The organism is Caulobacter sp. FWC2 (assembly GCF_002742625.1).
Lineage (GTDB): Bacteria > Pseudomonadota > Alphaproteobacteria > Caulobacterales > Caulobacteraceae > Caulobacter.
In genome coordinates this window covers 1-11,760 of record NZ_PEBF01000001.1, presented here as the reverse complement: position 1 = coordinate 11,760, position 11,760 = coordinate 1, and the positions used below count along the sequence as shown (strand labels likewise).

Below are 11,760 nucleotides of genomic sequence, written 5' to 3'. Positions count from 1 at the left end.
TGTTTATGCGATCAAGCGGAGCTTGAGAGACTTAGCCCTCGTCGTTGTCGGCTTCGTCGGCTTCCGCTTCCTCGGCCATAGAGCGGACCAGCTCCAGGATCCGTCGACGCACTTTCGGCTTGGTGATCCGGGGAAACAGGCTGGCCAGTTCCAGGCCTTCGGACGTCATCAGGAAATCGTGGACGAAAAGCTCGCCGCCCTCGGCCATGCCCTCGCTGGCGGTGTCGGCAAGACCTTCGAAGAAATAGGCCACGGACGACTGCAGGCTCCTGGCGATCTCGTAGAGCTTGCTGGCGCTGACCCGGTTGGCCCCGCGCTCATATTTCTGGACCTGCTGAAAGGTCAGCCCCAGGTCTTCGGCCAATCGCTCCTGGCTGACGCCGAGGATCTTTCGGCGCATGCGTATGCGGGCCCCGACGTGCAGGTCGATGGGATTGGGGTGGCGCTCGGTGTGCGGCAGGTCGCTCATACCCACGCTTGATAGCTGAAATTGCGGTTTTAATTCAGCCTAAGTCTTTCACGCGCGCAATAGAGGAAAAGGACTCACCTGCTCGAAAGCGAACTGACACAACCGCAGATATCAGTAGAAGCGCAAGAAACGCGAGATTCCCCAAGTTGTCGAAGGGTGTAACCTCACCCATCCCCGGTATTTGCGCGTCGACGACGCCGCTTTTGCCTAAATCGAGCCGGGTCCCCGGGACGATTCGACCACGCGCGTTGATGACAGCGCTTACTCCGGTGGGGGTTGCGCGCAGGATAGGCTTGGCGCTTTCGATGGCGCGATAGCTAGCCAGATTGAGGTGCTGCAAGGGCCCGGACGTCACGCCGAACCAGGCGTCGTTCGACACATTGATCAAAACCCGGACGTTCGGATCGCGCTTGGCCAAGCCCGGAAACAGGCTCTCGTAGCAGATCAGAGGCTGGACCAGCAGGTCGGGCCCGATGCGCAGCGGGGCCGGGCGCGGACCGGTGGCGAAGCCGTCGCCCAGATGCGCTAGGCTCTTGAAGCCGATGAGGGTGAGGAACTTCTCCGCCGGCAGGTATTCGCCGAACGGCACCAGCCGATGCTTGTCATAGACCCCGACCACCTCGATGTCCGTGGCCGTGCGGCGCAGGGCGATAAGGCTGTTGTAATAGACCGGCGCCTGGACCGGACCTTCGTAACGGTAGCCGCCGATCAGCAGCAGTTGGCCGGGCTGAAGGCTGTCGACGATCGCCTGGCGGACCCAGGTCCCCGGCGCGAGATAGTCGTTGGTCGCCGCCGGCAGGGCGCCCTCGGGCCAGATCACGATGTCCGCGGGCCTGTCCTGGTAGGGCGTCGCGGTCAGCGAAACGTACGACTGCACGATCTGCGAGAAGCGGACGGCGTCCCACTTGGCGTCCTGCTGGATGTCGGCCTGAACGATCCGCACGGTCGTCGGCGGCCCCTTGGCCAGCGGCCGCGACTGGACCACCGCACCGTAGGCATAGAGCGCGACGAGGCCGGCGACGGCGGCGCCCAGCGCGACCTTCCCCGCCTTGCCCTCGCGCCACACGGCAGGGGCGGCGGCGATGGCCAGGGTGATCCAGGTAAGGCCGTAGGCGCCGACCAGGGCGGCCGCCTGGGACGGCCAGGAGCCCGCCCGCCAGGTCTCGCCCGGCAGGTTCCAGGGAAAGCCGGTCAGCACGTGGCCGCGCGCCCACTCCAGCGCCGCGAAGGCGCCGGCGAAGGTCAGGACCCGCCAGGCGCTAGCCGGTCGGACCCAGCGGTAGAGCAGCGCCGCAAGGCCCCAGAACAGCGCCAGACCCCCGGCCATGGCCGCCACCGCGAACGGGGCCATCCAGCCCTGGTTTGCGGCGTCGACCATGAAGGCTTCGGCGATCCACCAGGTGCTCAGGGCGAAATAGCCCACCCCGGCCAGCCAGCCGCGCCAGAAGGCCGAGCGCAACGGCTTGGCAGGGTTGGCGTCGTCCAAAAGGAAGAGCAGCCCGGAGTAACCCAGCAATCCCGGCAGCAAGCCGAACGGCGGGTGGGCCAGAGCGGCGGCCAGGCCCGCGAGCAGCGCCAGGACCGGGCCGCTCCAGGCCGTCGCTCGGAAGTCCTTCCAGGCGGTCACGAAGCAGAGACATCCTCGGCGACCGGCGCGGTCTGCGGCGACGAACCGCCGCGTACGCGCACCCGGCGCACCCGGCGCGGGTCGGCCTCAACCACCTCGAACTCATAGCCGTCCGGATGGGCGATGACCTCGCCCCGTTGCGGCACGCGGCCGGCCAACGCCACGACCAGGCCGGCGACGGTGTCGATGTCCTCCTCCATGTCGGAGGGGGCCAGTTCGCGGCCGAGGGCGGCTTCCAGTTCTTCCAGCGGCGCGCGGGCGTCGGCGTCGAACACCCCGCCCGGACGCGCCACGATCGCGACGGCGGCCGCGTCGTCGTGCTCGTCGTCGATCTCGCCGACCACCGCCTCGATCAGGTCCTCCATCGAGACCAGACCGTCGGTGCCGCCGAACTCGTCGATGACCAGGGCCATGTGGATACGGCTGGTGCGCATGCGGAGCAGCAGGTCGGCGGCCTTCATCGAAGCGGGCACGTACAACGCGTCACGGCGCAGCTTGTTCAGCACCAGATCGCCCGCCGCCGGCCGCTTGGCCTCGTCGGAGAGCAGTCGGAAGATGTCCTTGACGTGGACGACGCCGACGGGATCGTCGAGCGTCTCGCGATAAATCGGCATCCGCGAGTGCTCGGCCTCGGCGAACTGGGCGACCACCGTCTCGAACGGGGTCGACAGCTCGACCGAAACGATGTCGGCGCGCGGGGTCATGACGTCGGCGACCCGCAGGGTCTGGAAGGCCTCGGCCTGGTCGACGATGTCGACGGCGCCGGTCACGGGCGGCGGCTCGGGCGGCCGCGCGGGCTCGCCGCCGGTCAGCTGTCGGCGCATACGCCGGAAAAACGCCCGCACGCCCCGGCTTCTGCGAACCGGACCGGCGGGCTGTTGACTAGGCTCGTCGCTGGGCATGGCCCTTGTCAGCGCCCCTCTTCATCGCCGGCATAAGGGTCCGGAACGTCCAGACCCGCCAGGATTTCGCGCTCGAACGATTCCATGGCTTCCGCCTCTTCGTCGTTCTCGTGGTCATATCCTAGGAGATGAAGCACGCTGTGCGCCACCAGATGTTGCAGGTGGTGGGCCAGAGACTTGCCTTGTTCGGCCGCTTCGCGCGCGCAGACGCCATAGGCCAGGGCGATGTCGCCGATCTGGCCCTCGGGATTGGCTTCCGGATTTTGGGGCGAGGGGAAGGACAGGACGTTGGTCGCATAGTCCTTCTGGCGGAAGTCGCGGTTTAGGGCCTGAACGCTGTCATCATCGGTCAGCAGGATCACGATCCCCTGGCCCTCGATGTCCTCGTGCGCGTCGAGCACAGCCTGGGCCGCGCGCCAGACCAGGGCCTCGGTATCCGGCTCCGCCCTGGTCCAGGCCTCGTCTTCGATCTCGATGTCGACGGTGATGGTCATTTAGAGGAGCGTACTCACTTACCGGGGCGTGCTTTGGGCCGCGTCGGCGTCATAGGCTTTCACGATCCGCTCGACCAGCGGATGGCGCACGACGTCGGCCGAGGTGAAGCGCGACACCGACACGCCCTCGACCCCTTCCAGGATCGAGACGGCATGGGCCAGGCCCGAATCGCGAGGATTCAGCAGGTCGACCTGGGTCGGGTCGCCGGTGACCACCATGCGGGCCCCCTCGCCGATGCGGGTCAGGACCATCTTCATCTGCAGGCGCGAGCAGTTCTGGGCCTCGTCGACGATGACGAAAGCGTGGGCCAGGGTGCGGCCGCGCATGAAGGCGATCGGGGCGACCTCGATCTCCAGCTTCTCGCGGCGGCGACGCAGCTGGTCCGCGCCCATGATGTCGGTCAGGGCCTCCCAGACCGGGGCCATGTAGGGGTCGACCTTCTCGTTCAGGTCGCCCGGCAGGAAGCCCAGCTTTTCGCCCGCCTCGACGGCGGGGCGGGTAACGATCAGGCGATCGACCTCGCCGCGCATCAGCATGCCGGCGCCGTGGGCCACGGCCAGGAAGGTCTTGCCCGTCCCGGCGGGACCCAGGCCAAAGCTCAGCGGGTAGGTGGCCATGGCCTCCATGTACCGCGCCTGGCCCTTGGTCTTGGGCGAGACGCTACCCTTGCGCACCGCGCGGGGCGAAGCCTGGCCGCCCGTCTCATGCGCCGAGCCGATGGCGATGCGCGCGTCGGCCTCGACCACCTCTTCGCCAGCGTCGGCGCGAGCGGCCAGGGTCTGCAGCACCCGCTTGGCGCCGGTGCGGCCGCGCGCGTCGCCGGTAATGGTTACGCCACCGCCTGGGGTCTCGATCAGCACCTTGAAGGCGTCTTCGATCAGGGCGGCGTGACGGCCCGACGGGCCGGTAACGGCGACGACGGCGTCGTCGGACAGCGGCATGAACTCAGGCGTACGGCTCAAGCGGTCTCCAAAGCGGACTGGGTTTCGAGCACACCACCCAAGCTCATCTTGGCGGCGCTCTCGATGCGGACAGGCACGATCATGCCGATCAGGCTTTCAGGGCCCTCGGCATGCACGGCTTGCAGATATGGGCTGCGACCCACGATCTGGCCAGGGTGGCGGCCCGACTTCTCGAACAGCACCGGCATGACCTTGCCCACCTGGCTGGCGTTGAAGGCGCGCTGCTGCTCGTCCAGCAGCTGGTTCAGGCGCTCCAGGCGCTCGGCCTTGACCGCCTCGTCGACCTGGCCGGGCATGGCCGAGGCTGGCGTGCCCGGGCGGCGCGAATATTTGAACGAGAAGGCCGAGGCGAAGCCGACCTCGCGGACCAGCTCAAGCGTCTTTTCGAAATCGCCGTCGCGCTCGCCGGGGAAGCCGACGATGAAGTCGCCGCTCATGGCGATGTCCGGTCGCGCGGCGCGGATCTTCTCGATCAGCTTCACATAGCTCTCGGCCGTGTGATCGCGGTTCATGGCCTTGAGGATCTTGTCCGATCCCGCCTGCACCGGCAGGTGGAGGTAGGGCATCAACTCCGGCAGCTCGCCGTGAGCCTCGATCAGGTCCTCGCCCATGTCGCGCGGGTGGCTGGTCGTGTAGCGGATGCGGTCAAGACCATCGATCTTGGCCAGCTCGCGCACCAGCTTGGCCAAGGTAGAGCCGTCGCCATCATAAGCGTTGACGTTCTGGCCCAGCAGAGTGACCTCGCGCACGCCCTTGCCGGCCAATTGCTTGGCCTCCTCGACAATGTCGTTAACAGGCCGCGACCACTCGCCGCCGCGCGTATAGGGCACCACGCAGAAGGTGCAGAACTTGTCGCAGCCTTCCTGCACGGTCAGGAACGCGGTGACCCCGGTCACGTGGCGCTCGGCCGGGAGGGCGTCGAACTTCTCGTCGGCGGCGAAGTCGGCGGCCAGGCGCTCACCGGTCGCGCGGTGGGCGCGGGCGATAAGCTCCGGCAGCTGGTGATAGGCCTGCGGACCGACGACCAGATCGACCGCCTTCTGGCGATGCATGATCTCCTTGCCCTCGGCCTGGGCCACGCAGCCGGCCACGGCGATGGTCATGCGACCACCGTCCTGCGCCTTGCGATCCTTCATCTGCTTGATGTAGCCGAGCTCGGAATAGACCTTCTCGGTCGCCTTCTCGCGGATGTGGCAGGTGTTCAGCACCACCAGGTCCGCGCCTTCCGGATCATCGACCACGCCATAGCCCAGCGGGCGCAGGACATCGGCCATGCGCTCGCTGTCATAGACGTTCATCTGACAGCCGTAGGTCTTGATATAGAGGCGCTTTTGCGGGGTCTCGCTCATGCGCGAGGTTATGGGGTCACGCGGCCCCGGGCGCAAGTTCGTCAGGGTCACACCCGCGACCGCTCAGTCCTCGAGCGGAATGCCGTAGAGCTCCAGACGGTGGTCGATCAGCTTGTAGCCGAGCTTGCGGGCGATCGCGTTCTGAAGCGCCTCGATCTCCTCGTCCACGAACTCGACGACCTTGCCGGTCTTCATGTCGATCAGGTGGTCGTGGTGATGGTCGGGCGTCTCTTCATAACGCGAGCGGCCGTCACGGAAGTCGTGGCGCTCGATGATGCCGCTTTCCTCGAACAGGCGGACGGTGCGGTACACCGTGGCGATCGAGATGTGCGGATCGATGGCGTGGGCCCGGCGGTGCAGCTCCTCGACGTCCGGATGGTCGTCGGCCGACGACAGCACGCGCGCGATCACGCGGCGCTGGTCCGTCATGCGCATGCCTTTTTCGATACAGGTCTTTTCGAGTCGATCCACGGCGGAGCTCCGTCTGAGTCGCGGCAAGATAGGCGGTCGGCCCTTAAGTGTTAAGCGCTCGCCGCATGACAAGCGCGTCCTTGGCCCCATCTGGATGGGGATAATAGCCCTTGCGCAGGCCGACCTTGGCGAAACCGGTCGTCTGGTAGAGGGCGATGGCCGCCAGATTGTCGGCGGCGACCTCCAGGAACATGGCCTCGGACCCGGTCTCGGCGGCGATTCCGGCGGCGATTTCCACCAGTGCGGCGCCCCAGCCGCGACGGCGGGCGGCCGGATCGACGGCGATGGTCAGGATCTCGGCCTCGCCGGCGATCGAGCGGCACAGGATGAAGCCCTTGGCCTCGGCCGGTTCGCCAGCCTCGCCCAGCACCGCGAACGCGCCCGGGGATTTCAGCAGGTCGTCGAACTCCAGCGCCGTCCAGGGCCGGTCGAAGGCCTTGTCGTGGATATCGGCCAGATCGAAAGAGGCCTCGGGCCCAACGGGACGCAGGTTCATGCTTCGGCTTGAGCCGTGGGCAGCGTCGCATAGGGCGCGCGCAGATAAAGCGGACGTGGCGAATGGGTCGGAGCGAGCTTGGCGGCGGCCAGGCGGGCGACGGCGACCGGATCGGGAGACAGGCGTCAGGACGGTCGCGTGGCCCAGCGCGTCGGACAGCAGCGGCGCGCCAGACCCGATCAAGGTCGCCGGTCCGCCGGAATAGAGTTCGGCCAGCCGTGCCGCGGCTTCGCCGAGGCCCAGGGCGTCCGGGGCCATCAGTGAAACGCCGTCGGCGAAGCCCTGGATATAGACTTGGCTCATCCGCGCATCGATCACGGCCGCGACGAAGCCCTTGGTCCCGTAGGCCAGGCTCTCCAGCGTATTGACCCCGACGCACGGGATCGACAGCGCCGTGGCCAGGCCCTTGGCGAAGGCAAGGCCGACGCGCAGGCCGGTGAATGAGCCGGGACCAACCGTAACGCCGATGCGGGTGAGGTCGGTAAAGGCCACACCCGCATCGGCGGCGGCTTCCCGCGCCAGGACGCCGATGCGCTCCTGGTGGCCGCGGGTCATGGCTTCGCTCCGCACGGCCAGCACGCGCTCGCCGTCCAGCACGGCGACCGAACTGGCGCCGAGGCAGGTGTCGATCGACAGGATCATGGATCAGCCGGCGCCGACGACCGCGCCCTCGGCCGGACGCCAGATCAAGCTGTTCAACTGGCCCTTTGCCTTCAGGGTCGCCTCGGGCGGAACGGTCTTGCCCGTATAGCCGGGGACGCCGAACACGTAGGAGACGTTCGGGGCCTCGGGGCGCACGCAGATGGTCTGGTTGATCTCGCGACCCTCGCCGGCGCGGCACTGGTCGACGGCGAAGCCGAGATCGGCCCACTTTGCCAGCAGCTGTTCGTCCTTGGGGCCGCGAGCGTCGCCGGCCTCGACGCGGACATAGGCGATCTCGGCCTCATCGTTCTTGCCGATCTCGGCCAAAGGGGACGTTGTCCTGCTCGACATTGATGATCGGCTGAGGCGGACCCTCGCCGAAGTGCAGGAAGGCGCTGTCGACCTTGGCCTTCGGGAACAGCACCTTCAGCGTGGCCAGGTCGAAGGCGACCGAGCCATTGATCGGACCGACGCCGTCGTTGCTGATCTTCAGCGGGCCGCCGACATAGGGCGCGATGGCGACGTGGACGGGAGCTTTCGCGCCAGTCTCTGCGGCGGGCGCCGTGGCGGCCTCGTCCTTCTTGGCCGGCCCGCAGGCGGCGAGCAGCACGAGCGGGAGGGCGAGGAGAGTGTGGCGGAGGGTCATCCGGGCGTTTTAGCTCGATGCCCCTCCGCCGTCACCCAACCTGTCGGCAAAGCCGACAGAGGCTGTCACTTAAAGTCAGAGAATCTTCGCCGCCTCGTCGAAGGTCAGGCGCGGGTTGCGTGGGAACAGGCCCTCGTCCGTACCGTGGCCGATCGAGACGATGAAGTTGCTCTTGATGTTCGTGCCCGCGAAGAACTCGGCGTCGACACCGGCATTGTCGAAGCCCGACATCGGACCAGCGTCCAGGCCAAGGGCTCGAGCGCCGAGGATCAGGTAGCCGCCCTGCAGCGAGCTGTTGCGCAGCGCGCCCCATTCGCGGGCCGTCACGTCGCTGAACCAGTCCTTGGCGCCCGGGGCGTGCGGGAACAGCTTGGGCAGGGTTTCCGGAAAATCGAGGTCGTAGCCGACGATCACCGTCACCGGCGCCTGCAGGATCTTAGGCGCGTTCGAGCCCGACGCGAGCTTGGCCAGGCGCGCCTTGGCTTCCGGCGAGGTCAGGAAATAGAACCGGGCCGGGCTGGCGTTGGCGGCCGTCGGGCCAAACTTCACCAAGTCGTACAACGCGTGCAGGGTCTCTTCCGGCAGTGGGGTCGGGTCCCAGCCGTTGCGGGTGCGGGCTTCGGTGAACAGCTGGGCGAGCGCGCCGTCGTCGATCTTGGCCATGATGGATCCTTCGGAAGGCTATCTGTAACTCTATGGGTTACGATATAGCCGCCCGCGCGACGGGATCAACCCTTCGCGCTTCAGAGCGTCTGCTCGACCCGCGTCACTTCCGGCACATAGTGCTTGAGCATGTTCTCGACGCCGGCCTTCAGGGTCGCCGACGAGGACGGGCAGCCCGAGCAGGCGCCGCGCATGTGCAGCCAGACCACGCCCGTCTGCGGCTCGAAACGGGAGAAGACGATGTCGCCGCCGTCCTGGGCCACGGCCGGACGGATGCGGGTGTCGAGCAGTTCCTTGATCTCGGCGACGATCTGCGCCGTGTCCTCGTCATAGACACCGTCTTCGTCGTGGCCGCCCTCGGCGCCGGAGGCCTGGTCCAGCATCACCGGCCGGCCGCTGGTGAAGTGGTCCATGATGGCCGCCAGGATCGGCGCCTTCAGGTGAGGCCACTGGGCGTCCTCGCCCTTGGTGACGGTCAGGAAATCGGGACCTAAGAACACCCGCGAAACGTCGCCGAGTTCGAACAGGGCCTTGGCCAGCGGCGAGACGTCGCCCTCTTCCGGGGTGCGGAACTCCCGCGCGCCCTCGCCTAGCACTTCGCGGCCGGGCAGGAACTTCAGGACCTCGGGGTTCGGGGTGGTTTCGGTCTGAATGAACATGGCCCTGAAATGGACCTCGCGGCCTCGTGACGCAAGACCGGCCGCCGCGTTCACAAGACGGTAGACCGGCGAATTTTAAAAGTGACACAGGCGTCATTTTCTGGCGGTATGGCGGCATAACAATGGTCCGCGGAGGATCCTGAAGATGAGCGATGGTTCGGTTGACCTGAAGGAAGCCGCGCGGGCTGAAGCCTACGCGATGCCCCTGGAAGACATCCACGTGGCCAGCCCGGCCCTGTTCCAGGCCGACGCCATGTGGCCCTATTTCGAGCGGCTTCGGAAAGAAGACCCGGTCCACTGGTCGAAAGGCGACGAGGAGACCGGTCCCTACTGGTCGATCACCCGCTACAACGACATCATGACCGTCGACACGACGCACCAGGTCTTCTCGTCGGACGCGCACCTGGGCGGCATCACGATCCGGAACTTCGACGAGGACTTCGTCCTGCCGATGTTCATCGCCATGGACCAGCCCAAGCACGACATCCAGCGCAAGACGGTCAGCCCGATCGTCTCGCCGCAGAACCTGGGCCGCCTTGAAGGCGTCATCCGCGAACGGGTCTGCCAGATCCTGGATACGCTGCCGATCGACGAGCCGTTCGACTGGGTCGACAGGGTTTCGATCGAACTGACCACCCAGATGCTGGCCACCCTGTTCGACTTCCCCTGGGAAGAGCGCCGCAAGCTGACCCGCTGGTCGGACGTCGCCACCGCCTCGCCCGAGAGCGGCATCATCGAGAGCGAGGACGCCCGCCGCGCCGAACTGCTGGAGTGCCTGGGCTACTTCACCAATCTGTGGAACGAGCGGGTCAACCAGACCGAGCCGGGCAACGACCTGATCTCGATGCTGGCCCACGGCGAGGCCACCCGCGACATGCCGCCGATGGAGTATCTGGGCAATGTCATCCTGCTGATCGTCGGCGGCAATGACACCACACGCAACTCGCTGACCGGCGGCCTCTACGCCCTGTCGAAGAACCCGCAGGAAGAAGCCAAGCTGCGCGCCGACCCGACCCTGATCCCCAACATGGTCTCGGAGATCATCCGCTGGCAGACCCCGCTGGCCCACATGCGCCGCACGGCGCTGGAAGACTTCGAGCTGTCGGGCAAGACCATCAAGAAGGGCGACAAGGTCGTCATGTGGTACGTCTCGGGCAACCGCGACGACACGGTGATCGAGAACGCCGACGCCTTCATCATCGACCGGCCCCAGGCCCGCCGCCACCTGTCGTTCGGCTTCGGCATCCACCGCTGCGTCGGCAACCGCCTGGCCGAGATGCAGCTGAAGATCGTCTGGGAAGAGATCCTCAAGCGCTTCCCCCGGATCGAGGTTCTGGAGGAGCCCAAGCGGGTCTATTCGACCTTCGTGAAGGGCTATGAGCGGATGATGGTCCGGATCCCGGAGCGCAACTGATCTGTTTTGACGCCTCCTGACGCCAAACCGGCGGCCACTTTGGCGGGAGGCGTCACGCTAACGCCTCGATCTCGGCGTCGGTGAGGTCCCCCGGCACGACGGTCACCGGCAGCTTGCGGCCCGCGAAGCCGACGCCGTCCTTGGCGATGGCGGAGATCAGCGGGCCGGGCCACGGCCGGCCGTCGAGGTCGCCAGGATCAGGATCTTGATGGCCGGATCGGCGGCGATGACCTGCTTCAGGGCCGTGCGGACGCTGTCGGCGTGCTTGATGATGAACTCGGGCGGCAGGCCGGTGGCGGCGACCACCTGACCGGCGAGGCTCTGCAGCAAAGCCTCGGCCTCCTCGCGCTCCTGGCGTTCGATCTCCTCGCGCACGCCGCTCCAGTGCTCGAACTCGGCGGGCGAAATCACCTTCAGCAGCGCCACATGACCGTTGGTCGAGCGGGCGCGGCGGCAGGCGTATTTCAGCGCCGCCGCGAACTCCGGCGAGTCATCGGCGACGACGAGGAACTTGCGGCGACTAGATGAAGCGGCGTCGGTCATGGCCAGACAGAACGCCGCTTCACCGCCAACCTCAAGCCCCCGGAATCTCAAGCCCCCCAGAAGCCGACCAGCTTCTTGACCTCGGCCAGGGTCGGGGCGGCGGCCTCGGAGGCCTTGGCCGCGCCCTTGGCCAGGATCGCGTCCAGCACCGCCGGATCGCCCAGCAGGCCGCGCATCTTGTCGCCGACCGGGGCCAGCTTCTCGACCGCCAGCTCGGCCAGGGCAGGCTTGAAGGTCCCGAAGCCCTTGCCGGCGTATTCGGCCAGCACCTCGGCCTTGGTCTTGCCGGCCAGGGCCGCGAAGATGCCGACCAGGTTGTCGGCCTCGGCGCGGGCGGTCAGCTCTTCAAGGGTCTCGGGCAGCGGCTCCGGGTCGGTGCGGGCCTTCTTGATCTTGCCGGCGATTGTGTCGGCGTCATCGGT

At 67.1% G+C, this 11,760-nt stretch carries 12 protein-coding genes and 3 pseudogenes; 1 reads left to right on the top strand and 14 read right to left on the bottom strand.

What is annotated here, in order from left to right; genetic code table 11:
- Window positions 1-31 precede the first annotated feature (31 nt).
- The 12 genes and pseudogenes from CSW62_RS00075 to CSW62_RS00020 form a co-directional block, all read right to left on the bottom strand.
- Window positions 32-469: a helix-turn-helix domain-containing protein gene (locus CSW62_RS00075; RefSeq protein WP_099575208.1), complete on the bottom strand. Its 438-nt coding sequence runs from the start codon at window positions 467-469 to the stop codon at window positions 32-34.
- Between the two features lie 34 nt (window positions 470-503).
- Window positions 504-2,096, bottom strand: coding sequence for an apolipoprotein N-acyltransferase (lnt, locus tag CSW62_RS00070; protein ID WP_099575207.1), 1,593 nt, complete (start codon window positions 2,094-2,096; stop codon window positions 504-506).
- Complete coding sequence (locus tag CSW62_RS00065; protein ID WP_099575206.1) at window positions 2,093-2,998, bottom strand: hemolysin family protein; 906 nt, start codon at window positions 2,996-2,998, stop codon at window positions 2,093-2,095. The genes lnt and CSW62_RS00065 overlap by 4 nt, the downstream gene beginning before the upstream one ends.
- An 8-nt stretch (window positions 2,999-3,006) precedes the next feature.
- A complete protein-coding gene (ybeY, locus tag CSW62_RS00060; protein ID WP_199170695.1) occupies window positions 3,007-3,474 on the bottom strand; it encodes an rRNA maturation RNase YbeY in 468 nt (155 codons plus the stop codon).
- A gap of 36 nt (window positions 3,475-3,510) precedes the next feature.
- On the bottom strand, window positions 3,511-4,455 hold the full coding sequence (locus tag CSW62_RS00055; protein WP_199170474.1) for a PhoH family protein: 945 nt from the start codon (window positions 4,453-4,455) through the stop codon (window positions 3,511-3,513).
- The gene (miaB, locus tag CSW62_RS00050; RefSeq protein WP_099575203.1) at window positions 4,452-5,804 is read right to left on the bottom strand and encodes a tRNA (N6-isopentenyl adenosine(37)-C2)-methylthiotransferase MiaB; all 1,353 of its coding nucleotides are present in this window, start codon (window positions 5,802-5,804) and stop codon (window positions 4,452-4,454) included. The genes CSW62_RS00055 and miaB overlap by 4 nt, the downstream gene beginning before the upstream one ends.
- 63 nt (window positions 5,805-5,867) lie before the next feature.
- Complete coding sequence (locus tag CSW62_RS00045; protein WP_099575202.1) at window positions 5,868-6,275, bottom strand: Fur family transcriptional regulator; 408 nt, start codon at window positions 6,273-6,275, stop codon at window positions 5,868-5,870.
- Window positions 6,276-6,318: 43 nt separating this feature from the next.
- Window positions 6,319-6,771 carry a ribosomal protein S18-alanine N-acetyltransferase gene (gene rimI / locus CSW62_RS00040; RefSeq protein ID WP_099575201.1) on the bottom strand — a complete coding sequence of 151 codons (453 nt, stop codon included), beginning with the start codon at window positions 6,769-6,771 and terminating at the stop codon, window positions 6,319-6,321.
- Window positions 6,768-7,413 (bottom strand): annotated as a pseudogene (tsaB, locus tag CSW62_RS00035) (tRNA (adenosine(37)-N6)-threonylcarbamoyltransferase complex dimerization subunit type 1 TsaB). Before tsaB ends, rimI begins: the two are co-directional and overlap by 4 nt.
- Before the next feature lie 3 nt (window positions 7,414-7,416).
- Window positions 7,417-8,059 (bottom strand): annotated as a pseudogene (locus tag CSW62_RS00030) (DUF1131 family protein).
- A gap of 75 nt (window positions 8,060-8,134) precedes the next feature.
- Window positions 8,135-8,722 carry a malonic semialdehyde reductase gene (locus tag CSW62_RS00025; RefSeq protein WP_099575200.1) on the bottom strand — a complete coding sequence of 196 codons (588 nt, stop codon included), beginning with the start codon at window positions 8,720-8,722 and terminating at the stop codon, window positions 8,135-8,137.
- Between the two features lie 80 nt (window positions 8,723-8,802).
- Complete coding sequence (locus CSW62_RS00020) at window positions 8,803-9,381, bottom strand: NifU family protein (RefSeq protein ID WP_099575199.1); 579 nt, start codon at window positions 9,379-9,381, stop codon at window positions 8,803-8,805.
- Between the two features lie 145 nt (window positions 9,382-9,526).
- On the opposite strand from CSW62_RS00020, the gene CSW62_RS00015 reads away from it, so the two are divergent.
- The gene (locus tag CSW62_RS00015; RefSeq protein WP_099575198.1) at window positions 9,527-10,795 is read left to right on the top strand and encodes a cytochrome P450; all 1,269 of its coding nucleotides are present in this window, start codon (window positions 9,527-9,529) and stop codon (window positions 10,793-10,795) included.
- Between the two features lie 156 nt (window positions 10,796-10,951).
- On the opposite strand, the gene CSW62_RS00010 is transcribed toward CSW62_RS00015, so the two are convergent.
- Both CSW62_RS00010 and CSW62_RS00005 read right to left on the bottom strand, forming a co-directional pair.
- Window positions 10,952-11,338: a universal stress protein gene (locus tag CSW62_RS00010; RefSeq protein WP_233206580.1), complete on the bottom strand. Its 387-nt coding sequence runs from the start codon at window positions 11,336-11,338 to the stop codon at window positions 10,952-10,954.
- A 47-nt stretch (window positions 11,339-11,385) separates the two neighbouring features.
- A pseudogene (locus CSW62_RS00005) lies at window positions 11,386-11,760 on the bottom strand (tryptophan--tRNA ligase); the annotation flags it as partial.

Bases quoted from the DNA above. Each gene is read 5' to 3' on its own strand.
- miaB (WP_099575203.1), bottom strand. From the start codon at position 5,804: ATGAGCGAGACCCCGCAAAAGCGCCTCTATATCAAGACCTACGGCTGT.
- CSW62_RS00065 (WP_099575206.1), bottom strand. From the start codon at position 2,998: ATGCCCAGCGACGAGCCTAGTCAACAGCCCGCCGGTCCGGTTCGCAGA.
- rimI (WP_099575201.1), bottom strand. From the start codon at position 6,771: ATGAACCTGCGTCCCGTTGGGCCCGAGGCCTCTTTCGATCTGGCCGAT.
- CSW62_RS00075 (WP_099575208.1), bottom strand. From the start codon at position 469: ATGAGCGACCTGCCGCACACCGAGCGCCACCCCAATCCCATCGACCTG.
- CSW62_RS00010 (WP_233206580.1), bottom strand. From the start codon at position 11,338: ATGACCGACGCCGCTTCATCTAGTCGCCGCAAGTTCCTCGTCGTCGCC.
- CSW62_RS00025 (WP_099575200.1), bottom strand. From the start codon at position 8,722: ATGGCCAAGATCGACGACGGCGCGCTCGCCCAGCTGTTCACCGAAGCC.
- CSW62_RS00020 (WP_099575199.1), bottom strand. From the start codon at position 9,381: ATGTTCATTCAGACCGAAACCACCCCGAACCCCGAGGTCCTGAAGTTC.
- CSW62_RS00015 (WP_099575198.1), top strand. From the start codon at position 9,527: ATGAGCGATGGTTCGGTTGACCTGAAGGAAGCCGCGCGGGCTGAAGCC.